22 protein-coding genes are annotated in these 23,291 nt (G+C 65.7%); 14 read left to right on the top strand and 8 right to left on the bottom strand.

Going from position 1 to position 23,291, the window contains the following annotated elements; genetic code table 11:
• The first annotated feature begins 167 nt into the window (after positions 1-167).
• A complete protein-coding gene (locus tag XH93_RS17310) occupies positions 168-356 on the top strand; it encodes a DUF2934 domain-containing protein (RefSeq protein WP_139482683.1) in 189 nt (62 codons plus the stop codon).
• Between the two features lie 69 nt (positions 357-425).
• Positions 426-779, top strand: coding sequence for a cupin domain-containing protein (locus XH93_RS17315; protein WP_194474450.1), 354 nt, complete (start codon positions 426-428; stop codon positions 777-779).
• A 251-nt stretch (positions 780-1,030) separates the two neighbouring features.
• Here XH93_RS17315 and XH93_RS17320 read toward each other — a convergent pair whose 3' ends face one another.
• Complete coding sequence (locus XH93_RS17320; protein WP_194474451.1) at positions 1,031-1,324, bottom strand: hypothetical protein; 294 nt, start codon at positions 1,322-1,324, stop codon at positions 1,031-1,033.
• 1,425 nt (positions 1,325-2,749) lie between these two features.
• The gene (locus tag XH93_RS17325; RefSeq protein WP_194474452.1) at positions 2,750-3,655 is read right to left on the bottom strand and encodes an alpha/beta fold hydrolase; all 906 of its coding nucleotides are present in this window, start codon (positions 3,653-3,655) and stop codon (positions 2,750-2,752) included.
• A gap of 147 nt (positions 3,656-3,802) precedes the next feature.
• On the opposite strand from XH93_RS17325, the gene XH93_RS17330 reads away from it, so the two are divergent.
• The 3 genes from XH93_RS17330 (at position 3,803) to XH93_RS17340 (ending at position 7,532) form a co-directional block, all read left to right on the top strand.
• Positions 3,803-5,191, top strand: a complete 1,389-nt coding sequence (locus XH93_RS17330) for a class II 3-deoxy-7-phosphoheptulonate synthase (RefSeq protein ID WP_194474453.1) — start codon at positions 3,803-3,805, stop codon at positions 5,189-5,191.
• A gap of 15 nt (positions 5,192-5,206) precedes the next feature.
• A complete protein-coding gene (locus XH93_RS17335; protein ID WP_139482687.1) occupies positions 5,207-5,560 on the top strand; it encodes a diacylglycerol kinase in 354 nt (117 codons plus the stop codon).
• Between the two features lie 220 nt (positions 5,561-5,780).
• The gene (locus tag XH93_RS17340) at positions 5,781-7,532 is read left to right on the top strand and encodes an NAD+ synthase (RefSeq protein WP_194474454.1); all 1,752 of its coding nucleotides are present in this window, start codon (positions 5,781-5,783) and stop codon (positions 7,530-7,532) included.
• Positions 7,533-7,595: 63 nt separating this feature from the next.
• On the opposite strand, the gene XH93_RS17345 is transcribed toward XH93_RS17340, so the two are convergent.
• Complete coding sequence (locus XH93_RS17345; protein WP_194474455.1) at positions 7,596-8,774, bottom strand: DUF2865 domain-containing protein; 1,179 nt, start codon at positions 8,772-8,774, stop codon at positions 7,596-7,598.
• Between the two features lie 196 nt (positions 8,775-8,970).
• Positions 8,971-9,291, bottom strand: coding sequence for a hypothetical protein (locus XH93_RS17350; RefSeq protein ID WP_194474456.1), 321 nt, complete (start codon positions 9,289-9,291; stop codon positions 8,971-8,973).
• Positions 9,292-9,584: 293 nt separating this feature from the next.
• Here XH93_RS17350 and cysS point away from each other — a divergent pair, with 293 nt between their 5' ends.
• From cysS to XH93_RS17370, 4 genes are all read left to right on the top strand, one after another.
• The gene (cysS, locus tag XH93_RS17355; RefSeq protein WP_194474457.1) at positions 9,585-10,985 is read left to right on the top strand and encodes a cysteine--tRNA ligase; all 1,401 of its coding nucleotides are present in this window, start codon (positions 9,585-9,587) and stop codon (positions 10,983-10,985) included.
• Complete coding sequence (locus tag XH93_RS17360) at positions 10,982-11,494, top strand: GNAT family N-acetyltransferase (protein ID WP_194474458.1); 513 nt, start codon at positions 10,982-10,984, stop codon at positions 11,492-11,494. The genes cysS and XH93_RS17360 overlap by 4 nt, the downstream gene beginning before the upstream one ends.
• Entirely contained in the window at positions 11,491-13,089 is a 1,599-nt protein-coding gene (gene cimA / locus XH93_RS17365) for a citramalate synthase (RefSeq protein ID WP_194474459.1), read from the top strand. Before XH93_RS17360 ends, cimA begins: the two co-directional genes overlap by 4 nt.
• 120 nt (positions 13,090-13,209) lie before the next feature.
• A complete protein-coding gene (locus XH93_RS17370) occupies positions 13,210-13,587 on the top strand; it encodes a VOC family protein (protein ID WP_194474460.1) in 378 nt (125 codons plus the stop codon).
• 176 nt (positions 13,588-13,763) lie between these two features.
• On the opposite strand, the gene XH93_RS17375 is transcribed toward XH93_RS17370, so the two are convergent.
• Positions 13,764-14,384: a TIGR00730 family Rossman fold protein gene (locus XH93_RS17375; RefSeq protein ID WP_139861486.1), complete on the bottom strand. Its 621-nt coding sequence runs from the start codon at positions 14,382-14,384 to the stop codon at positions 13,764-13,766.
• A 212-nt stretch (positions 14,385-14,596) separates the two neighbouring features.
• Here XH93_RS17375 and XH93_RS17380 point away from each other — a divergent pair, with 212 nt between their 5' ends.
• The 4 genes from XH93_RS17380 (at position 14,597) to XH93_RS17395 (ending at position 19,394) form a co-directional block, all read left to right on the top strand.
• Positions 14,597-16,582: an ABC transporter ATP-binding protein/permease gene (locus tag XH93_RS17380; protein WP_194474461.1), complete on the top strand. Its 1,986-nt coding sequence runs from the start codon at positions 14,597-14,599 to the stop codon at positions 16,580-16,582.
• A gap of 63 nt (positions 16,583-16,645) precedes the next feature.
• On the top strand, positions 16,646-17,344 hold the full coding sequence (locus XH93_RS17385) for a phosphatidylserine decarboxylase (protein WP_139482696.1): 699 nt from the start codon (positions 16,646-16,648) through the stop codon (positions 17,342-17,344).
• Between the two features lie 79 nt (positions 17,345-17,423).
• Positions 17,424-18,299, top strand: coding sequence for a CDP-diacylglycerol--serine O-phosphatidyltransferase (gene pssA, locus XH93_RS17390; protein WP_194475206.1), 876 nt, complete (start codon positions 17,424-17,426; stop codon positions 18,297-18,299).
• A gap of 375 nt (positions 18,300-18,674) precedes the next feature.
• Positions 18,675-19,394, top strand: a complete 720-nt coding sequence (locus XH93_RS17395) for an RraA family protein (protein WP_194474462.1) — start codon at positions 18,675-18,677, stop codon at positions 19,392-19,394.
• Between the two features lie 170 nt (positions 19,395-19,564).
• On the opposite strand, the gene XH93_RS17400 is transcribed toward XH93_RS17395, so the two are convergent.
• Together XH93_RS17400 and XH93_RS17405 are read right to left on the bottom strand one after the other, a co-directional pair.
• A complete protein-coding gene (locus XH93_RS17400; protein WP_194474463.1) occupies positions 19,565-20,200 on the bottom strand; it encodes a TerC family protein in 636 nt (211 codons plus the stop codon).
• Between the two features lie 274 nt (positions 20,201-20,474).
• Positions 20,475-20,912: a hypothetical protein gene (locus XH93_RS17405; RefSeq protein WP_244622268.1), complete on the bottom strand. Its 438-nt coding sequence runs from the start codon at positions 20,910-20,912 to the stop codon at positions 20,475-20,477.
• A 105-nt stretch (positions 20,913-21,017) separates the two neighbouring features.
• On the opposite strand from XH93_RS17405, the gene XH93_RS17410 reads away from it, so the two are divergent.
• Positions 21,018-21,845 (top strand): SDR family NAD(P)-dependent oxidoreductase, encoded by an 828-nt coding sequence (locus XH93_RS17410; RefSeq protein WP_194474464.1) that lies wholly within the window; start codon positions 21,018-21,020, stop codon positions 21,843-21,845.
• Here the strand turns inward: XH93_RS17410 and XH93_RS17415 are convergent.
• Positions 21,823-23,262 carry a PLP-dependent aminotransferase family protein gene (locus XH93_RS17415; RefSeq protein WP_194474465.1) on the bottom strand — a complete coding sequence of 480 codons (1,440 nt, stop codon included), beginning with the start codon at positions 23,260-23,262 and terminating at the stop codon, positions 21,823-21,825. The two genes, XH93_RS17410 and XH93_RS17415, sit on opposite strands and share 23 nt — an antisense overlap.
• Between the last annotated feature and the right edge of the window lie 29 nt (positions 23,263-23,291).

Genomic DNA, 23,291 nt, shown 5'->3' on the forward strand with positions numbered 1-23,291 from the left:
CATAATCACGAATGTTCATTGGTGAGAGGTGCTGGCGCCACATCCCATTCCCGGGCATGCTCTGGAATCAGCAGACATTGCAACGGCGTGCGACTTTTGGAACCTTGCGCTTGCCTGGCAGTTCCATTTCCTAAATAGTTTGACCTCTCAGACCAAGGGAGCCGCCCATGCCAGGACCCACGGAGCAGGAGATCCGGACCCGAGCCTACGAATTGTGGAAGGACGCTGGCGAGCCGCACGGCAACATGGACCACCTCTGGTACCAGGCCGAGAAGGAATTGCTGGAGCGAAAGGCCGCCAACGGCAAGGGGCCTTGCGACATCAAGGGGCAACGCAAGCCGGCAGCGAGGCATTGAGGTCCGCATTGAGCGCATCGCGCGGGTGAGCTAACGAGCCCGGCAGGCTGGCCAGGCCCGGAGGCACCCATGAGCGATGCAATCGATCTTTCACAAAAACGATCGACATTTACCGATCACTGGTCGCCGCGCACCGTCGCGCTATTCAACGCGCATGACGTCATGGTCGTGAAGGTGCAGGGCGAGTTCGTCTGGCACAAGCACGACGACACCGACGATTTCTTCCTGGTGCTGAAAGGCGTGCTCGACCTCGAGCTGCGCGACCGCACCGTGACGCTGACGCCCGGCCAGATGTACATCGTGCCCAAAGGCGTCGAGCACCGCCCCGTCGCCCGGGAAGAGGTGCACCTCTTGCTGATCGAGCCGACCGGCACGCCGAACACTGGCGATGCGGCGACCGCGGCGCCGCGGAAGGTGGTGTGAGATCGGCGCTGCGCTCCAGCGAACTGTGCCACGACCAAGTACAGTTGGGTGGGTACTGCCCACACCTCTCTAAAGCCACCACAACGAGCAAATTTCATGCGACCAATCCCACGGCACAATAAGAACCGAAATGAGGGACCAAACCTAATGACCGACGCGCCGCCTCCAAAGTCCGTTTCTACGCCTCGAACAGTAGCGTTGCATCTCAAGCTTGGAAAAAGACCAAAATGCCGCCTTGCTCTCCAAGGAAGCTAGGAGGGAGAAACGGCAACCGGCAGCAGAACGTCGAAGCTTTCTTTTGGCATCTGCAAAGCAGTCCAAACCGATCGATTAGTGAGTTCTGACTTGCGAGAATCGAGAGCCTTGCTGGTCAGTGCAATATATTGACGCCATTTCGGCGAGTTCCTCTCTCTCAGTTTTTTTATAATGACTGTCAGCACGTACAGACGACGTTCAACCGGCAAAAACTCACCTGACAAGAGCCCAGCTAAAAGGCCCGAAATTCCGTCACAAGTATCCAACAATTCGGTGATGCACTTAGCCATTCCAATTCTTAGTTTCGTAGCCTGCTATGGCGCCTTCATACGTGAAGTCTCGGCCACCGTCAGGACCAGATGAATAAACTGTGCCCGCCGGTCCAAGCTTTGCGAAGCAGAGCGCGCGCACAAGTCGTTCAAATGAATTGGGGTTGAGCCGCCCGAGGTCCAATCCTTCCATTCTATTCCCTACCTGCTGCGCGCCGATTCGCTGGGACTGCAGTATACCGATTTATGGTATAACAATGAGCAAGTCGCACGCTTCGCGCGAGACTCGTCGTCCACTTCCACAGGTTCTTGTCAACCCAGTCGAGCCAGCTAAACGGAATTACAGGGACTCCAAAATCGCTCACCATCGGTGGGCAATCTATCTCTCCGGTTCCGATTCTTCAGATTAGGGGCGAGCATCGCTGCCCCAAGCGCCGCGGCGGCGGGAAACGATTGCTGTGATGTCTTCCTCATTGAGTGCAGGCAACAGGAACCAGTCGGCCACGTAGACAAGACTGGTTGTTGTTGCGACGTCCGGTCCACTGCGTATTCGGATGTTTGGTCGTGTGGGAGCTTCGAGGGAGTAGCAGTATCCCTCCCCAAGGGCACAAGCCCGACCTTAGCTATGCAAATCGGAAGCGCTGGGGTTCCGAGATCAGTTTTGTATATAACCTAAATGGACGATAAGGCTTTGCGCCGAAATGCGAAATTCCCTAGATCGATCAAAGCGATCGGCTCTGTCCAGTCCTCTTGCGGAAAATATTCCGCTTGGCATTTGACCCAACTCAGATGTTTAATCCGCCCGTCTCACCCGATCGAGGGGCGCTGGCCATCGTCGCGGTGTTGCGGTGAGATGCGGTGGACGCCGCGCACGTCAGTGACGACAGCGTGCGAGGCGGACGGTGAAGTCGTGCAGGCCTGACGCCCTAGTGGCAGGTGTCCTCTCGCAAAACGCGCAAGCGTTGTTGCGAAAGCGGTGACAAAAAAGCCCAGTCTCGCCGGGGAGAGCACGTATAAGCCGTAACCCATCGCGCAGGGAAAGCCGGGTTGTTTCCGGTTACACCTGTGGTCCTACCCCGGTGCTTTTTTGTTGCACCGGGCCCATGGGTGCAATCGGCACCCGGCTTTCCCTGCGCCCTCTGATAACGGAGAGGGCGGAACGAGAAGCAAAGCTCGGACAAATCATGTCGCGAGATAGCGAAACTGCGTCCCCACCCACAACTGTCATCGCCCGGTTTAACCGGGCGATCCAGTACGCCGCGGCCTCTCGGCTCAATCACCACAGTCTCTGGAATACTGGATCACCCGCCTCCGCGGGTGATGACACCGAGGATGCGGCTTGATGCGTCATTGCGAGGAGCGAAGCGACGAAGCAATCCATCGCTCCGCATGTGCCAAACCGTGGATTGCTTCGCTTCGCTCGCAATGACGGTTGAGAGATTGGCACTACCCCTCCGCCTCGATCCATTCCGCCGCACCGCGCCACAGCGTGTCGCGGTGTTCGGTGCGGAAGAAGCCGAGATGGCCGATCGCTTTGACGCCGGCATCGGCCGGGCTGATCGAGATGACCTCTGGCGCCACCGACGTAAACGCCGAGCACAGCAGTTCGACGGCGGGGCGGGTCGCCCAGGTGTCGTCGGTCATGACAAGGGCGCGGAGCTTGCCGCGAAACTTCGGAAAGTTTTCGCGCGCAGCGAGCGCGGGATCATCCAGCAGATAGCGCTCGCGCAGCACCCAGCGCGTCCATTGCTCGAACACGCCCTTCGGCAGGTCCATGCCGAGGCCGGCCCAGCCCGGCAGGTAGCCGAGCAGGCGGGTCAGCGGCAGGCCGACGCCGGTCATGAAGGCAACGACGCGGTAGCGCTCGGGCGAGGCCATCAGCTTCCAATGGGCGGCCTGCGAGGCGACCAGCAGCGCGCGCGGAATTTCCGCATTATCGGCAAGAAGGCCGAGCGCCTGGCCGCCGAAGGAATGGCCGACATAGGCGAACGGCAGGTCGCGGTAGCGCTCGCGCATCCAGCGCACGGTGGCGGTGACGTCGAGCGCGGCCCAGTCGGCCATGTCGGCCTTGAATCCATCAAGCGATTTGGCCTTCGGCCGGCTGTCGCCGGTGCCGCGGTAGTCGTAGGTCAGCACCGCCGCGCCGCGGCGGGCGAGGTAACCGGCAAAGCCGCGATAGACTTTCCGGGGCACGGCGGTCGCCGAATTGATCAGGACGGCGCGGCGCTTGGCGCCGCGGGGCAGGAACAGCGTGGCGCCGAGCGGGTGGCCGTCGACCGCGGGCACCACGATGTCGTCGCTAAAAACGTCGTCCAGCGCCGCCCCGGCCACGGCATTTCCCCCGGCATTCATGATATGGTCCAGCAAATGCGAGTTCGGCCGTTCCTGCAAGAGCTTGACGGAATTGCCGGAATTGGTTCTGGCGGGGGAGGGGGCGGCTGTGTATAAGCCGGGCTTTCCCGTCGATTAAGTTGCGGTTTTTGCTCAGGAGTTGACCTCATGTCCGAGCGGTGGACACCCGATAGCTGGCGCGCCAAGAAGGTCGTGCAGGTGCCCGATTATCCCGATGCCAAGGCATTGGCCGATGTCGAGGCCCAGCTCGCGACCTTTCCGCCGCTGGTGTTCGCCGGCGAGGCTCGCAACCTGAAGAAAGCGCTGGCGCGGGTCGCCGCGGGCGAGGCCTTCCTGCTGCAGGGCGGCGACTGCGCCGAGAGCTTCGCCGAGCACGGCGCCAACAACATCCGCGACTTCTTCCGCGTGCTGCTGCAGATGGCGGTGGTGCTGACCTATGCCGGCGCGCTGCCGGTGGTGAAGGTCGGCCGCATCGCCGGGCAGTTCGCCAAGCCGCGCTCGTCGCCGACCGAGAAGCAGAACGGCGTCGAACTGCCGAGCTATCGCGGCGACATCGTCAACGACATCGCCTTCACGCCGGAAGCGCGCACCCCCGATCCGCAGCGCCAGCTGATGGCCTATCGGCAGTCGGCGGCGACGCTGAACCTGCTGCGCGCCTTCGCCACCGGCGGCTTCGCCAATCTCGGCAGCGTGCATCAGTGGATGCTCGGCTTCCTCAAGGACTCGCCGCAGTCCCGCCGCTACAAGGAGCTCGCCGACCGCATCTCGGATGCGCTGAACTTCATGCGCGCCTGCGGCCTCGACCTCGAGAGCCATCCCGAGCTGCGCGCCACCGATTTCTACACCAGCCACGAGGCGCTGCTGCTCGGCTACGAGCAGGCGATGACCCGGGTCGATTCCACCACCGGCGACTGGTACGCGACCTCCGGCCACATGATCTGGATCGGCGACCGCACCCGGCAGCTCGATCACGGCCATGTCGAATATTTCCGCGGCATCAAGAACCCGATCGGTCTGAAGTGCGGCCCGTCGCTGAAGCCGGACGAGCTGTTGAAGCTGATCGACATCCTCAACCCCGACAACGAGCCGGGACGGCTGACCTTGATCAACCGCTTCGGCGCCGACAAGGTCGGCGACCATCTCCCTGGCCTGATCCGCGCCGTGCAGCGCGAGGGCCGTGTCGTGGTGTGGTCGTGCGATCCGATGCACGGCAACACCATCACCTCGACGTCGGGCTACAAGACCCGGCCGTTCGACCGCGTGCTGTCGGAAGTGAAGTCGTTCTTCGCGATCCATGCCGCCGAGGGCGCCCATGCCGGCGGCGTGCATCTGGAGATGACGGGGCAGGACGTCACCGAATGCATCGGCGGCGCCCGCGCCATCACCGACGAGGACCTCAACGACCGCTACCACACAGCCTGCGATCCCCGCCTCAATGCCGAACAGTCGATCGACATGGCCTTCCTGATCGCCGAGCTGCTCAAGCAGGAGCGCGCCGGCAAGGCCAAACCGATGCCGGCCGCCGCGGGATTGTGATTTGGGGGCTGTGACTTGCTGAGGTTCTGGCGGGCCACCATCAACTCGCGCAACGGACTGGCGTTCGCCCTCCGCTCGGAGCAGGCCATCCGCGAGGAGGTGGTGGCGCTGGTGCTGTCGGTGCCGCTGGCCTGGCTGGTCGGCGCCACCGTGATGCGCCGGGTCGAGCTGGTCGCGACCGTGGTGCTGGTGCTGGTGATCGAGCTGCTCAACACCGCGATCGAGAAGCTCGCCGATCGCCTCACCATGGATCACGACCCGCAGATCGGGCGGGTCAAGGACATGGGCTCGGCCGCGGTCGGGGTCGCGTTGGTCATGGCCGGGCTGTTCTGGCTGTTCGCCGTCGCCGAACGCATGGGGGCGTTCTGACGTGCAGCGGCCGACGCGATGGATCCGCTCAAGGGGAGTACCAAGGGTGGTAATCCCGATGTTCGCCGCCGATCGCCTGTCCGGACGGCCAAACTTGACCAAAACTCGGCGATGATCCCCGAGCAGAGCTCGTACCTTGACGCTCGCCGGGCGATTTCTGCAATCGCACCATGACCGGAAGGCGATTGAAGTTTGCGGTTGCGAAGGACAACATGAGGTTATGAGCGAACAACAGATCAAGATCACCCTGGCGCAACTCAACCCGACGGTCGGCGACGTCACCGGCAACGCCGCCAAGGCGCGCGCCGCGCGCGAGCGGGCCAAAGCCGACGGCGCCGATCTGGTGGTGCTCTCGGAGCTGTTCATCGCCGGCTATCCGCCGGAGGACCTGGTGCTGAAGCCGGCGTTCCAGGCGGCCTGCCGGGCCGAGATCGAGCAACTGGCGCGCGAGACCGCCGATGGCGGGCCGGCGATGCTGATCGGCACGCCCTGGGTCGAGGACGAAAAGCTCTACAATGCCTGCGCGCTGCTCGACGGCGGCCGCATCGCGGCGCTGCGCTTCAAGGCCAATTTGCCGAACTACGGCGTGTTCGACGAGAAGCGGCTGTTCGCGCGCGGCCCGGCGCCGGGCCCGGTGACGGTGCGCGGCGTGCGCATCGGCGTGCCGATCTGCGAGGACATCTGGCTCGAGGAGTCCGAGGAATACGAGAACGTCGTCGAGTGCCTGGCCGAGACCGGCGCCGAGATCCTGGTGGTGCCGAACGGCTCGCCTTACGCGCGCGACAAGGCCGATCTTAGGCTCTCGATCGTGGTGGCGCGGGTCACCGAGAGCGGGCTGCCGCTGGTCTATCTCAACGAGGTCGGCGGCCAGGACGAATTGATCTTCGACGGCGCCTCGTTCGCGCTCAACGCCGATCTCTCGGTGGCGGCGCAACTGCCGGCGTTCGAGGAGAACATCACGACGCTGGTCTGGCGCAAGACCGCGGACGGCTGGCGCTGCTCCGGGCCGATCACGCCGCAGCTCGAGGGCGACAAGGCCGATTATGCGGCCTGCGTGCTCGGCCTGCGCGACTACGTCCGCAAGAACGGGTTTCCGGGCGTGCTGCTCGGCATCTCCGGCGGCATCGATTCCGCGCTGTGCGCCGCGATCGCGGTCGACGCGCTCGGCGCCGACAAGGTGCGCGGCGTGATGCTGCCGTTCCGCTACACCGCGCAGGTCTCGCTCGACGATGCCGCCAAGCTCGCGGCCGCGATCGGCATCCGCTACGAGGTGCTGCCGATCGCCGATGCCGTGAACGGGTTCGAGAAGATTCTGGCGCCGGTGTTCACCGGCCTCGAGCGCGACATCACCGAGGAGAATTTGCAGGCCCGCGCCCGCGGCACGCTGCTGATGGCGATCTCCAACAAGACCGGCGCCATGGTGGTGACGACGGGCAACAAGTCGGAAATGTCGGTCGGCTACGCCACGCTCTATGGCGACATGAACGGCGGCTTCAACCCGATCAAGGACATCTACAAGACCGAGGTGTTCCGTCTGTCGTCGTTGCGAAACTCCTGGAAGCCGGACGGCGCGCTCGGGCCATCGGGCGAGGTGATCCCAACCAACATCATCACGCGGCCGCCGACCGCGGAATTGCGCGAGAACCAGACCGACCAGGATTCGCTGCCGCCCTACGACATGCTTGATGCGATCCTCGAACGCCTCGTCGAGCACGAGGAGCCGCTGGCCGACATCATCGCCGCCGGCTTCGACCGCGATGTCGTCACCCGCATCGACCGTCTGCTCAACATCGCCGAATACAAGCGGCGGCAGGCCGCGCCCGGCGTCAAGGTCACGCGCAAGAATTTTGGCCGCGACCGCCGCTATCCCATCACCAACCGCTTTCGCGACTTCGGCAAGGTTTTGCCGGCGCCCGACGAGACGCTGCTGACGCGCACCTCGCGCGCGTCGGCGGAGGCGTTCGAGGGGTGAGCATGATCCGGAAAAGTGCGAAGCGGTTTTCCGAAGAGATCATGCTCCAAAAAAGGCTCCTACCTACTGCTTCGGTGGGATGAAGGTCGGTCCGACGGTGCGGATCTGGCCATCGCCGCCGGCGGGCGCAGCGGGAGGCGGCGTCTCGGCCGCAGCAGGTTGCTGCTGCGCCGTCGCCGGGGCGCCCTTCTTGCCGGCGGGCGCTGATTTCGCCGCGCGCTCCTGGGCGCGCTGCTGCATCTTCCGCGCGCTCTCCTCGGTGACGACGATGTCGCCCTGCTGCTCGACCGCGGCCTTGTCGTCGACCGCCTTCAGCGCCTCGGCCCAGCTCTGGCCGGCCGGCTTGCAGGAGCAGGAGGGATTGAACTCGGTGCGGTATTTGAACGCGTTGGGCAGCGAGGTGTAGGGCTGGCCGCTGATCGACACCGCCTGGTTGATGTCTTCGCCAGGGTTGCGATAGGCGTACAGCGACGCCTCGGTGGCCGGGCACTGCGCCTTGCAGACCTGCTCGTCGGTGGGGAAGCGGGCCGGCGAGGTCGCGAACGAGACCGGGAAGTAGGCGCCGTCGCAGGTACGGACGCAGACGGTGCGGAAGGTGCCGGACTGTCCGGCATAGTCGGCGCCGGGCGGCGGCAGCGGGTTGTTGCTGTTGCCGCCACCGCCGAACAGGTTCTCGATGAAGTTGCCGGGGCCGCGCGCCGCCGCGGCGGCGTATTGCGGGCCGCAATTGTTCTGCGCGAGCGCGGTCAAGACCGAGCGGCGCTGGTTCTCGCGGTCGGCGCCGCCGAGCCCGCCGGAGCGCAGCCGCTCGAGGTTGGCGGTCATCTGGTCGAGATTGGCGCGCATCTGCTGGATCTGGTTGTTGACCGGGCCGCACTGCGCCGAGTTGTTGTTGAACAGCGAGAAGAAGCCGGAGCTGTCGCAGCCCATGCGCCGGGCCTGCGCGGTCACGCGGTCAAGCTCGCCCTGCTGCCGCGTGGCGGCATCCTGGTAGCGGCGGATCTGCTCGTCACGCGCCGGATCGCCGGTGCCGCCGCCACGGTCGATCGTCGCCAGCTGCCCCTCGAGCCGGCTGCACAGCGGATTGGGCTGCGTCTGCTGCTGCTGCGGCGGCGGACCGGGCGGACCCGGCGGATTCATCTGCTGCTGCGCGAAGGCGTACGAGGCGGGCAGGGCGATGCCGGCCAGCACGGCGCAGCTCAGGAGCCAGCGGGAGAAGCGACGATAGGAGGTCTTGGGCATATCCGGCCATTAAAACGACGCCGCGCGGCGATCAACGCCGAAGCGCGCGGCCAAGGCTGCCCTGCAATAGCCTGTTCTCTGGGCAGCGTCACGTCGTTTCCGGGGCACCGGTGTGGCAAAAGCCCGGCCTGACCAGCCGCTTGAGGCGAATTCGCCGCGAGCGGCGCGGCTGATTTCCGGTGCGGTTGATATGAGCTCAGCGCTGGCAGGTGATGGCGACGTACTCGCCGCAGACATTGCCGTGGCACTTCTGGTTCGCGGCGTGCGGAACCGCACCGGTGATCTCGTCGGGATCGACCCGGCGATAGCTGGTGGCCTGAGCGAATTCGCGCGACTGGCAGTAGGCGCGGGCGGCCGATGCCCCGCATTTGTCGCCGCGCGCCAGGCACTGGTCGATGCCGTAGCCGTCGGCCTGGTTGGCGATGATGAAGATGCGGCTGTCGGCCAGTGCGGCCGAGGAGATGAGGAAGGATGCGCCGGCAATCAATGCTGAAAAACGTCCCTGAAAACGTCCCATGGGGCACCAATGAAATGCGAGAGAATCTGCACGGGCACCAGATACGCCCAAATGCTTAATAATGATTAACCATGAGGGGCTGGCGCGATCTTGCTGCTCGGATCGGCGGGCAAAACCGCCAAAAACAGCCCCTTGACGTCATGGAGGGGCCGTGAGAGAGGTGGAACCATGAACGGTCACCTCGCCATCTGCAGCATTTGCCGCGAGATTATTAGCTAGCGATTCGCTGGCTGAGGCCGTCTTTTCTCAATCGACATGAGATCATTGGACGCCCGGCCGCAAGGGATGGGCCTATGGAACTGCGCCTTTACGATACGTTGACCCGGGAGAAGCGGCCGTTCGTGCCGCTCGATGCCAATAACGTCCGCATGTATGCCTGCGGACCGACGGTCTATGACTTCGCCCATATCGGCAACGGCCGCGCCGCCATTGTCTTCGACGTGCTGTTCCGGGTGCTGCGCCATCGCTATGGCGCTGACCACGTGACCTATGTCCGCAACATCACCGACGTCGACGACAAGATCAACGAGCGCGCGGCGCGGGACTATCCCGGCGTGCCGCTCAACGAGGCGATCCGCAAGGTCACCGAGCTGACCTACCAGCAATACCAGGACGACGTCACCGCGCTGGGCTGCTTGCCGCCGACGGTGCAGCCGCGCGCCACCGAGCACATCTCGGAGATGCGCGCGATCATCGAGAAGTTGATCGCCGGCGGCTTTGCCTATGTCGCCGAGGATCACGTGCTGTTCTCGCCGCAGGCGATGAATGCCGCCAATTCGGTGCTGCCGCGCTACGGCGCGCTCTCAAAACGCTCGCTCGACGAGATGATCGCCGGTGCCCGCGTCGATGTTGCGCCCTACAAGCGCGACCACACCGACTTCGTGCTGTGGAAGCCGGCGAAGCCGGGCGAGCCGTCCTGGCCGTCGCCGGCCGCCATCGCGGTCGAGGGCCGGCCCGGCTGGCACATCGAGTGCTCGGCGATGGCCTGGAAGCATCTCGGCGAAAGGTTCGACATCCATGGCGGCGGCATCGACCTGGTGTTTCCGCACCATGAGAACGAGCTCGCCCAGACCTGCTGCGCGTTCCACTCCGACCGCATGGCGAACGTCTGGATGCACAACGGCTTTCTCCAGCTCGAGAGCGAGAAGATGTCGAAGTCGCTCGGCAACTTCTTCACCATCCGCGATCTCCTGGCCGATTGGCCGGGCGAGGTGCTGCGGCTCGCGATGCTGAAGACGCACTATCGCTCGCCGCTCGACTGGACCGTGCGCAGCGCGGAGGAGAGCGCGAAGACGCTCGACGACTGGTATGCGGTCGCGGCCGACATCGAGCCCGGCGCGCCGTCGCCGGCCATGCTCGAGGCGCTGTCCGACGACCTCAACACGGCGCAGGCGATGGCCGTGCTGCATGGCCTGCGCAACGCGTCGGCGAGCAGCGAAGCGAGCCGTAGGGAGCTTGCCGGCTCGCTCCGCATGCTCGGCTTCCTGTCGGAGAGCGCCGCGGCCTGGAAGAGCCGCAAGCAGCAGGCGAGCGGCGTCGATGCCAGTGCGGTCGAAGCCTTGATCGCCGAGCGCACCGCGGCGCGGGCGCGAAAGGACTTCAAGGAGTCCGATCGCATTCGCGACCAGCTCGCCGCGATGGGTGTCGTGATCAAGGACTCCAAGGAAGGCACCACCTGGGAGGTTGCGCGATGAGCCGTTCCGCCCCCGCATTGCGCCCATATCTGCCCGAGGATGCGCCGCTGCTGGCGGCGATCTTCGCGGCCTCGATCATGGACCTGACCGGCGACGACTACAGCGAGGCGCAGCAGGAGGCCTGGGCGCAGGCTGCCGAGGATGAGGCTGCGTTCGGCAAGAAGCTCGCCGGCCAACTCACGCTGATCGCAACGCTGCAGGGATCGCCTGTTGGATTCGCCTCGCTGAAAGGCACCGACCACATCGACATGCTCTACGTGCATCCGAGCGCGGTGGGGCAGGGCGTCGGTGCCGCGCTGTGCGAGGCGCTGGAGAAGATCGCAGGCGCCCGCGGCGCCAAGATGCTGAAGGTCGATGCCAGCGACACCGCGTTCGATTTCTTCCGCAAGCGCGGCTACGTCCCGCAGCAGCGCAACACCGTCACCGTCGGCGATGAATGGCTCGCCAACACCACGATGCAGAAGACGCTCGATGCTGTGGCGCCTTCGCCCCCGGGAGGCCACGCATGAGCCGCGAACGCCTCTATCTGTTCGACACCACGCTGCGCGACGGCGCGCAGACCAACGGCGTCGACTTCACGCTGCAGGACAAGCAGGTGATCGCCAAAATGCTCGACGAGCTCGGCATCGACTACGTCGAGGGCGGCTATCCCGGCGCCAACCCGACCGACAGCGAGTTCTTCAGCAAGAAGCCCGATTTCGGCCATGCCCGCTTCACCGCCTTCGGGATGACGCGGCGGCCGGGCCGCTCGGCGTCGAACGATCCCGGCCTCGCCGGCATCCTCGAAGCCAAGGCGGATGCGATCTGCTTCGTCGCCAAATCCTCCGCCTACCAGGTTCGCGTCGCGCTGGAGACGACGAACGAGGAAAACCTCGCCTCGATCCGCGACAGCGTCGCTGCGGCCAAGGCGCTCGGCCGCGAAGTGATGGTCGACTGCGAGCACTTCTTCGACGGCTACAAGGAGAACCGCGACTACGCGCTGGCCTGCGCGAAAGCGGCCTATGACGCCGGCGCGCGCTGGGTGGTGCTGTGCGACACCAATGGCGGCACCATGCCGCACGAGGTCGAGACCATCGTCGGCGACGTGACCAAGCAGGTGCCGGGCGCCAATCTCGGCATTCATGCCCATAACGACACCGAGCAGGCGGTGGCCAATTCGCTGGCCGCGGTGCGCGCCGGCGCGCGGCAGATCCAGGGCACGCTCAACGGGCTCGGCGAGCGCTGCGGCAACGCCAATCTCTGCTCGCTGATCCCGACCTTGCGGCTGAAGAATGAATTCGCCGAAAAGTTCGAGATCGGCGTCACCGCGGAGAAGATGGCGACCTTGATGAAGGTGTCGCGCACGCTCGACGACATGCTGAACCGCGCGCCCAATCGCCATGCCGCCTATGTCGGCGAGAGCGCCTTCGTCACCAAGACCGGCATCCACGCCTCCGCGGTGCTGAAGGATCCGCAGACCTATGAGCACGTGCTGCCGGAATTGGTCGGCAACCACCGCAAGGTGCTGGTGTCGGATCAGGCCGGCCGCTCCAACGTGATGGCCGAGCTCGACCGCGCCGGCATCGCCTATGACAAGAGCGATCCGCGGCTGACCCGCCTGGTCGAGGAGCTGAAGGAGCGCGAGGCCGCCGGATTTGCCTATGAATCCGCCAATGCCTCGTTCGACCTGTTGGCGCGGCGCACGCTCGGCAAGGTGCCGGAATATTTCAAGGTCGAGCAGTTCGACGTCAATGTCGAGCAGCGCTACAACGCCAATGGCCAGCGCGTCACGGTGGCGCTCGCGGTGGTGAAGGTCGATGTCGACGGCGAGCGGCTGATCTCGGCCGCCGAAGGCAACGGCCCGGTCAACGCGCTCGACGTCGCGCTGCGCAAGGATCTCGGCAAGTACCAGAAGTACATCGAGGGGCTGAAGCTGATCGACTACCGCGTGCGTATCCTCAATGGCGGCACCGAGGCGGTCACGCGCGTCTTGATCGAGAGCGCGGACGAGACCGGCGAGAGCTGGACCACGGTCGGTGTTTCGCCGAATATCATCGACGCCTCGTTCCAGGCGCTGATGGATTCGGTATTCTACAAGCTGGTGAAGTCAGGCGCGCCGGCGTGAGGCGGTAAACGGCGCACGGCCGTCATTGCCAGCGAAGCGAAGCAATCCATCGTCCGCATGCTCGGATGTATGGATTGCTTGTCGCTTCGCTCCTCGCAATGACGAGGAAGAGAGGGACACATGATCGACCACGTCTCCGTCGGCGTCCGCGATCTCGATCGCGCGGCGAGGTTCTATGAACCGGCGCTGGCCGCGCTCGGCTTGAGCCGCCTCGTCACGCGTCCCGCGACGATCGGCTTCGGCAAGGCCTATCCCGAATTCTGGATCAATCTGCGCGCCGCGATGGCGCAGGTCCCGCATGAGAGCGGCACGCACATCTGCCTGCGCGCGAAGACCACGGCCGAGGTCGATGCCTTCCATGCCGCGGCCCTTAGCTCGGGAGGCCGCTCCGACGGCGCGCCGGGCCTGCGCCCGCACGACCGCGTGCGCTACTACGCCGCCTTTGTCCTCGACCCCGACGGCAACCGCATCGAGGCCGTGACGTTTCCGAGCGAGTGAGCTGAGTTTGGCGGAGCGCCTCACCCGTCATCCTGAGGTGCTCGCCTCTTCGGCGAGCCTCGAAGGATGAATCGGCCACTAGCCGGGCCGTCGACCCTTCGAGGGCCGCTGAAGAAGCGGCCGCCTCAGGGTGACGGGGATGATATCGCACGAAACGTGCCCTAAGAGACCCAAGATCAGAGCCGTCGCGCCACTTCGGGTGCGAGTTCCTTCGCGGCCTCCGGCGTGCGCGCCAGCGCTGAACGCAGCCTCGGCAAAATTTCGTCGACGCGGTCGGCCATCAGCACGTTGACGTCCAGCGTGCCGCGGATGAACTCGGTCGTGCGCATGTGGCTCAAGAGCGAGAGCAGCGGCTCCCAGAAGTTGTCGATGTTGGCGAGCAGGATCGGCTTGTGATGACGGCCGAGCTGCTGCCAGGTCATCTGCTCGACCAGTTCCTCCAGCGTGCCGACGCCGCCGGGCAGCGCCACGAACGCGTCCGAGCGCTCGAACATCAGCCGCTTGCGCTCATGCATGTCGGGCGTGACGATCATCTCCTGCACCGTGGTCAGCGCGTTCTCGCGCGCCCGCAGGAATTCCGGAATGATGCCGGTGACCGAGCCGCCGTGATCCAGCGTGGACCTTGCAACCGCGCCCATCAGGCCGACCGACCCGCCGCCATAGACCAGGCGGACATTGTTCTCGGCAAACGCCTTGCCGAGCGCAATGGCAGCCTCAACGAAGCGGGGATTGTTACCGGGGCCGGAGCCGCAATAGACACAGACAGTCTTGATTTGGTCGGTCTTGATTTGTTTCATGCGATCCTTGTGGCACTGCAGCGAAAACCGCGCAAGACTCTCATATGGGGATGGTGAGCCGAAAAATCCCGTAAATTCCCGCGAATCGCGAACAATTTTCGCCACAAGTCTGTACGCGGCATTCAAACGATCTATATGACGGGCAATATGGCAAACAGTGGAAAAGATGTGGCGGCGGGCCGGCGCGCCGTTCCGGTGCGGGCGGGCTTCTGATGGCGCCGCCGCAACCTGACAAGCCCGCGGTCGCGCCAAGGACAGCCGCGACACCCGCCGACAAGGCGACGCTGTTCGGCACCTTGGTCCATCTCTGGCCCTATATCTGGCCGGGCGATCGCGACGATCTGAAGATGCGCGTGGTCTGGTCGGTGGTGCTACTGCTGTTCGCGAAGCTCGCGACGCTGTCGGTGCCGTTCACCTTCAAATGGGCGATCGATGCGCTGAGCGGCGCCGGCTCGGCGCCGGTCGCGCCATCCGACTGGTTGCTGTGGCTGATCGCCTCGCCGGTGCTGATGACGATCAGCTACGGCGCGGTGCGCATCATCATGGCGGTGCTGACGCAGTGGCGCGACGGCATTTTCGCCCGCGTCGCTATGCATGCGGTGCGGCGGCTCGCCTACATCACCTTCGTGCACATGCACGAATTGTCGCTGCGCTTCCATCTCGAGCGCAAGACCGGCGGCCTGACCCGCATCCTCGAGCGCGGCCGCTCCGGGATCGAGACCATTGTGCGGATGGTGATTTTGCAGCTGATCCCGACCATCGTCGAGGTCGCGCTGCTGGCGGCGGTGCTGCTCTGGCAGTTCGACTGGCGCTACGTGCTGGCGGTGCTGCTCACCGTGGTCGTGTTCATGTACTTCACCTACGTCGCGACGGAGTGGCGGATCGAGATCCGCCGCAACATGAACGAGTCGGACACCGAGGCGAACACCAAGGCGATCGACTCGCTGCTCAACTACGAGACCGTGAAATATTTCGGCGCCGAGGAGCGCGAGGCGAAGCGCTACGACCGCTCGATGGAGCGCTACGAGCGGGCCAGCGTGAAGACCTATACCTCGCTTGCCGTGCTCAACACCGGGCAGGCGATCATCTTCACCGCGGGCCTCACGGCGACCATGGTGATGTGCGCGTTCGGCATCCGCAACGGCACCCACACCGTCGGCGATTTCGTGCTGATCAATTCGATGATGATCCAGCTCTACCAGCCGCTGAATTTCATGGGCATGGTCTACCGCGAGATCAAGCAGGCGATCATCGACATCGAAAAGATGTTCGAGGTGCTGGCGCGCGATCCCGAGGTGAAGGACGCGCCGGGCGCACAGCCGCTCGCCGTGTCTTCCGGCAGCGTGCGCTTCGAGGACGTCCGCTTCTCCTACGAACACGACCGGCCGATCCTGAAAGGCCTCAGCTTCGAGGTGCCCGCAGGCAAGACGGTTGCGATCGTCGGTCCGTCCGGCGCCGGCAAGTCGACGATCTCGCGGCTGCTGTTCCGCCTCTATGACGTCTCCGGCGGCCGGATCCTGATCGATGGCCAGGACATCCGTGCAGTGACGCAGACCTCGCTGCGCGCGGCGATCGGCATGGTGCCGCAGGACACCGTGCTGTTCAACGACACCATCCGCTACAACATCCGCTATGGCCGCTGGGGCGCCAGCGACGACGAGGTGGAGGAGGCGGCGCGGCTGGCGCAGATCGACGGTTTCATCCGGCTGTCGCCGCAGGGCTACGAGACCCAGGTCGGCGAGCGCGGCCTAAAGCTGTCCGGCGGCGAGAAGCAGCGGGTGGCGATCGCGCGCACCGTGCTGAAGGCGCCGCCGATCCTGGTGCTGGACGAGGCGACGTCGGCGCTCGACAGCCACACCGAGCACGAGATCCAGGGCGCGCTGGAGCGGGTCTCGCGCAACCGCACCTCACTGGTGATCGCGCATCGGCTGTCGACCATCGTCGGCGCCGACGAGATCATCGTGCTGGACCAGGGCCGGATCGCCGAGCGCGGCACCCATGCGCGGCTTTTGGCCGCCGACGGCCTCTACGCCAGCATGTGGAACCGGCAGCGCGAGGCCGAGGCGGCCCGCGAACGGCTGGCGCAGGTCGACGACAACGGCTCGGCGCCGAACCGCCTGCCGCCGGTGGTCGCCGAACCGGCCGAGGATTCCGCGGCTGACCGAGGCGAGAAACCCTTGCCGACCGCCGCGGAATAGTCGATCTAGGGCGCTCTCCCGCCAGTGGGGCGGGGTACCACAGCGAGATCAAAGCGAGATCAGATGTCGATCGCCAATTCCATCCGCGCGCAGATCCCGCCGATCCACCCCGAGGGCTATCCTTTCATCGGCGGCTTTGCGCTGGCGAGCCTGATCCTGTTCTGGATCTGGACCCCGCTCGGCTGGCTCGGCACGCTGCTGACGATCTGGTGCGCGCTGTTCTTCCGCGATCCCGTGCGCGTGACCCCGGTGCGCGACGGCATCGTGGTGTCGCCGGCCGATGGCCGCGTCTCGATGGTCGGGCAGGCGCTGCCGCCGGCCGAACTCGGCCTCGGCGACCGCCCGTTGCCGCGGGTCTCGATCTTCATGAGCGTGTTCAACTGCCATGTGAACCGCGCGCCCGTTGCCGGCCGCATCGACCGCATCGCCTATCGGCCCGGCGCCTTCATCAATGCCGAGCTCGACAAGGCGAGCGAGGACAATGAGCGCAACTCGCTGGTGATCTCGACGCCGAACGGCCGCATCGGCGTGATCCAGATCGCGGGCCTGGTGGCGCGGCGCATCGTCTGCTTCGTCAAGGAAGGCCAGTCGATCGGCGCCGGCGAACGCTTTGGCCTGATCCGCTTCGGCTCGCGGCTCGACGTCTATTTCCCCGAGGGCACCAAGGCGCTGGTCTCCGAAGGCCAGACCGCGGTTGCCGGCGAGACCGTGCTGGCGGATTTCCGCACCCCCGATCCGGGCCGTACCTTCCGCGCCGATTAACTCTGTTTTGCCAGCCAGCTCAGGCGGTTCCGCCCGCAATGGCGGAGGGCGGCGGCGCTTGCTATATTACATCATCATGATGCCGTCAGACCCCAACTCGCCCGAGTATCGCCGCCGCCGGTTCCGCCCGATCCCGGTGCGCATGCTCGTGCCCAACATGATCACGCTGCTGGCGATCTGCGCCGGCCTCACCGCGATCCGGCTGTCGACCGAGGGGCGGATGGAGCTTGCGGTCGCCGCGATCGTGTTCGCCGCGATCCTCGACGGCATCGACGGCCGCGTCGCGCGCATGATCAAGGGGCAGTCGAAATTCGGCGCCGAGCTCGACAGCCTCGCTGACTTCGTCAATTTCGGCGTCGCGCCGGGCCTGATCCTGTATTTCTGGCAACTGCACGAACTCAACAATGGCGGCTGGATCGCCGCGATGGTGTTCGCGATCTCCGGCGGCCTGCGCCTTGCGCGCTTCAACGCTTCGATCGACGACCCGAACAAGCCGGCGTTCGCCGCCAACTATTTTACCGGCGTGCCGGCGCCGGCCGGCGCGATCACGGTGCTGCTGCCGGTCTATCTCGCCTTCCTCGGCGTGCCGATGCCGCCGGCGACGCTGACCGCGTTCTATACGCTCTTGATCGCATTCCTGATGGTGTCGCGGCTGCCGGTGTTTTCTGGCAAGACGGTGAAGATGCGGGTGCCGCCGGAGATGGTGCTGCCGGTGTTCGTCGCGGTCGTGGTCTTTGTCGCGCTCCTGATCGGCTATCCCTGGCACATCCTCTCGGCCGGCACGGTGGCCTATCTGATCAGCCTGCCCTGGGGCTGGAAGACCTATCGCGACCACGAGCGCAGCCTTGCGGCGCAGACCGCCGCTGCCGTGGCGCCCACGCCGGAGGCGGCGCCGACTTTTCCGCCGTCGCCCACGGCCACGGATCAGGACAATCGGCCGGCAAGGCTGAACTGACGCATCTGCCCGACCCGTCATCCCCGCGCAAAGGCTTCGCCTTTGTCGCTGGAGGTGCGAGCCTCTTCGGCGAGCCTCGAAGGATGCACGGCCACAGTCGGGCCGTCGACCCTTCGAGGGCCGCTGAAGAAGCGGCCACCTCAGGGTGACGGTGAGGGAGTGGAGCCCATCCACGTCATTGCGAGCGAAGCGAAGCAATCCATGGCGCCTCATATGCGGATGGATGGATTGCTTCGCTTCGCTCGCAATGACGGTGAGGGAGCGGCGCATCTTCTCAAATATCAGCCATTCGCGGGCCTCGGTTGGGTCGGCGCTCGATCTCGGCTATAGCCTGAAGCCGGCCTCGCGAACGCCGAAAACCAGGAGAGAAACGCCGTGACGACATCCGCTTCCGCCCCGCTGCCCGCATCCGTCCTCGAAGCGTTGGCGCGCTATGACACGCCGACGATCTGCAACGCGATGGAGGTCGTGGCGCCGGAACGCCGCCTGATCGGCTACACGGTGAAGCCGCTGGTCTGCCCGTTCCCGACGCTGCCGCCGATCGTCGGCTACGCCCGCACCGTCGCGATCCGCTCGGTGCTCAAATCCGGCCTGTCGGCCGAGGAGCAGTCGAAGCGCCGCATCGAATACTACGAATATGTCGGCACCGGTTTTGGTCCGCGCATCTCGGTGATCCAGGACATCGACGGCCCCGACGTCGGCTACGGCGCGTTCTGGGGCGAGGTGCAGAGCAACGTGCACAAGGCGCTCGGCTGCCTCGGCGTCATCACCGACGGCTCGATCCGCGACATCCCGCAATGGGCGCCGGGCTTCCAGGCGCTGGCCGGCTCGATCGGCCCGTCGCACGCCTGGGTGCACGCCGAAAGCTTCGGCGGCGAGGTCCGCGTCGCCGGCATGACGGTGCGGTCCGACGACCTGATCCACGCCGATTGCCACGGCGCGATCGTGATCCCGTATGAACTGGCGGCGAAGCTGCCGGAAGCGGCCGAGCTCTGCGGCCGCCGCGAAACGCCGATCCTCGAGATCGCGCGCAGCAAGGACTTTTCGCTCGAGAAGCTGAAGGACGCGCTGAAGCGCTCGGCGGAAATCCACTAGTTCCGCGACGGCGCTGCGCTCCCTCTGCCGCTTGCGGGGAGGGAGCGCAGGGCCAAACCGCGAAAACAACCCCATGCAAAGTAGCCGGCGGCTGCCGGCGCTCGACGGCCACTTGACACGTCGGGCAACTCACCGTTACTCTTCCATTATTCCGAAGTCGGCCTGAGCGATCACGCCGGCGCGACCTGGACGACGTCGGCGATGCCGCGCACCGTCATGTCGATGGCGACGTAGAGGATCACGGCGAGGCCGACATAGGCGATCCAGCGGTGTTTCTGCAGCAGGTTCGCGATGAAGGAGGCGGCCGCGCCCATCATCGCGATCGACAGCACGAGGCCGATCACCAGGATGATCGGCTGCTCGCGCGCCGCGCCAGCGACCGCCAGCACGTTGTCGAGCGACATCGAGACGTCGGCGACGATGATCTGGGTCGCGGCCTGCCACAGCGTCTTGCGCGGCGGCACCGTGCCGTCCGCGCTATGTTCCGCGGTGGCCTCGTGAGCGGACGCGCGGAGCTCGCGCCACATCTTCCAGCACACCCAGAGCAGCAGGATGCCGCCGGCGAGCAGGAGGCCGACGATCTGCATCAGCTGCGTGGTGGCGACCGCGAACATGATGCGCAGCAGGGTCGCCGCGCCGATGCCGATCAGGATCGCCTTGGTGCGTTGCTTTTCGGGCAAGCCTGCGGCGGCGAGGCCGATCACCACGGCGTTGTCGCCGGCGAGCACGAGATCGATGAGGACGACCTGCAGCAGCGCGCTGAGGGCATCGAGCGAGAACAGGTCGGGCGAGAATAGTTCGGACATGGGTCGGCTCCCCTTGCGGTCTGGGGAGTGGATCCAATTCGACTCAATTGGTTGTTGCCGTCACGCGAACGGCAAATCCGCCACGGCGCGAGGTCGCGCCGAGGGTCGAGCAGGGCCACTCCAACTTGCGTTCCAGTCCGACATCGCAGCTTGTGGCTGCCAGAGGGGCCCGGCCTGGGATTTACGGTCGAAGCGCGATGGGATCATCGCGCTTGGTTTCTTGTTTGAGCATGGTTTCTTCGGAAAACCGCTTCACACTTTTCCGGATCATGCTCTATTCCGGACGCCGCGCGGCCTGTTCCTCGAAGAACAGCGCCGCCTGGTCCGGCTCGCCGAGGATCGCCGCCGCAACGCCCATGAAGGTGAACGCGCCGGCAAAATCCCACAGATTGACCTTCGCCACGCTGGTCCGCGCGTGAATCAGATGCGCGACAAGGGCGGCGACGGCTGCCTGCACGAACAACAACAGGCTGAGCGCGGGCAGGACAAGTGCGGGCTCAACCAGGCGGGCAGCGAGAATGATCGGCAGTGCGGTCAGCACGCCGAAGATCAGGAGCATGCCGAAGGGTTCCAGCGAGGGAGCCTTGCGCAAAATCCTGTCCGAAATGATCGAAAACATTTCGTTCCCGCTTCGTCGTCGCCGCCGACGATAGCAGAACCCATCCACCTTGACGCGCGGCGCGGCGCCGCGCGACCGCAGGCCGCGCGACAAATCTGCACCCATCCTGCGGGCCGAGGCGCCTTTCGGACCGGGCCCGCCATGGCAAAGTCGGTTCCGCGCGGTTATCTTTGGCGGTGGCGCAAGGAGATCGTTGCAATGAACATGGCAGGCAAGACGGTGCTGATCACCGGTTCCACCGACGGCGTCGGCCGCTACGTCGCCATGAAGCTTGCATCCAGGGGCGCCCGGGTTCTGATCCACGGCCGCGATACCAAGCGGGCGCAAACGCTGTGCGACGAGATCAAGCGCGTCAGCGGCAAGGAGCCGATGTTCTACCAGGCCGATCTGTCCTCGCTCGCCGAGGTCCGCGAGTTCGCCCAGCTGGTGCTCGACGATCAGGAGCGCCTCGATGTCCTGGTCAGCAACGCCGGCATCGGCTCGCAGAACGAAGGCCCGGCGCGGCAAACCAGCAAGGACGGCCACGAGCTGCGCTTTGCGGTGAACTATCTCGCCGGCTTCCTGCTGGCGCATCTTCTGCTGCCGCGGCTGAAGGCGAGCGCGCCGGCGCGCATCGTCAATGTTGCGTCGATCGGCCAGCACCCGATCGATTTCGACGATGTGATGATCACACGCAATTACAGCGGCGCCCGCGCCTATGCGCAGAGCAAGCTGTCGCAGATCATGTTCACGATTGATCTCGCCGAAGCGCTCGCGGGAACGGGTGTGACGGTGAATTCGCTGCATCCGGCGACTTACATGAACACCACCATGGTGCGCATCAGCGGCGCCACGCCGATGTCGACCGTGGAGCAGGGCGGCGACGCCATCCTGCATCTGGTGCACGGCGACGACGTCGCTGACCGGAGCGGGCTGTTCTTCGACGGCATGCGCGAGGCGCGCGCCCATCCGCAGGCCTATGACGCGGATGCGCGCAAGCGCCTGCGCGCGTTGAGCCTGAAGCTTACGGGCCTGCCGGGGCTCTGACGCGACGGGGCGGCCGCGCAGCGGGGCTGCGGATCGCATCGAACAGCCGCTTGCATGCGGTGCGGACGCCGCGATCGGGCACGGTCGCAATGCCGAGCAGCAGGCCGGACTGCGCGCGCTCCGGCGCGCTATACCAGGGCGACAGCGGCGCCGGCGCAAGCCCATGCGCCAGCACCTGCCGCGCGATCTCGACGTCATTGGTGGTGTCCGGCAGCGTCAGCATGACGGCGAGGCCGGCCACGCGCACGTCGTTGGTGAAAGCGCGCAGGCTCGCGGTCAGTGCATCGCGGCTGTCGCAATAGGCCCGCTTGGTGCGCCGGAGGTGACGGATGTAGTGGCCCTCGCGCATGAACTCGGCGGTCGAGAGCTGCACCGACGGTCCGGGCGCCGGCGCCAGGCACGTCGCGACGTCGGCGAACTGCGCCGCCAGCGGCTCCGGCGCCACCAGGAAGCCGAGCCGCAGCGTCGGCGAGATCGTCTTGCTGAACGAGCCGAGATGGATCACGCGGCCCTGCCGGTCGAGCGAGGCCAGCGCCGGCGCGGCGCGCCCGTCGAGCTGCAACTCGCCGAGATAGTCGTCCTCGATGATCCACCCTCCGGCCTGCGCGGCCCAGTCGAGCAGCCGCGCGCGCCGCTCCGGCGACAGCGGCGGGCCGAGCGGGGCCTGCTGTCCCGGCGTCACGACGGCAAGCGCGGCATCGGGCGCGTGCGCAATGCCGTACCCGACATCGATGCCGGCGTCGTCGACCGGGATCGGGACCAGGTCGAGCCGGGCCAGCTCGAGTCCCTTTCTGGTCAGTGGAAAGCCCGGGTCTTCCATCCAGGCGCGGTGGCCTTCGAGACCGAGCACCCGCAGCGTGAGGCCAAGTCCGCCGCTGAAGCCCGACGTGATCACGATCTGCGCCGGCGAGCATTCGATCCCGCGCGCAATCGCCAGATGGGCGGCGATCTCGCGGCGCAGCTCGAGCTCGCCGCGCGGATCGCTGTAGCGGGTCACCGCGCTCAATTCGGCGCGCACGGCGCGGGCGCGAATCCGCGCCAGCAGCTTTGCGGGAAGCGAATCCTGCGCCGGGACGCCCATCCGGAAGATGCCCTGGCCGCTCAGATCCTGGAACATCTCGACGACCGATCCGGGAGCGACCGGCGTGTCCGGCTTTGCGGCCTTCCGCCGGCCGGCGACCGTGGTCCCGTTCGTCTTCGACGAGACGATGTGCTGGGCGTCGGCGAGCTTCTCATAGGCCGCCCGCACCGTGCCGCGCGCGACGCCGAGCTGTGCCGCAAGGTCGATCCACGACGGCAGCCGGGCGCCCGGCAGCAGCACGCCATTGTCGATCGCCACCGCAATCGCCCTGCGGATCTGCTCGGAGAGCGGCGTCCTGGCCGAGCGGTCGAGCGCGATGGGGAGCGGGGTGGGCATGGCCCGTGGTACACCAATTCGGTTGGTTC

Source organism: Bradyrhizobium sp. CCBAU 51753, from assembly GCF_015291565.1.
GTDB lineage: Bacteria > Pseudomonadota > Alphaproteobacteria > Rhizobiales > Xanthobacteraceae > Bradyrhizobium > Bradyrhizobium ivorense.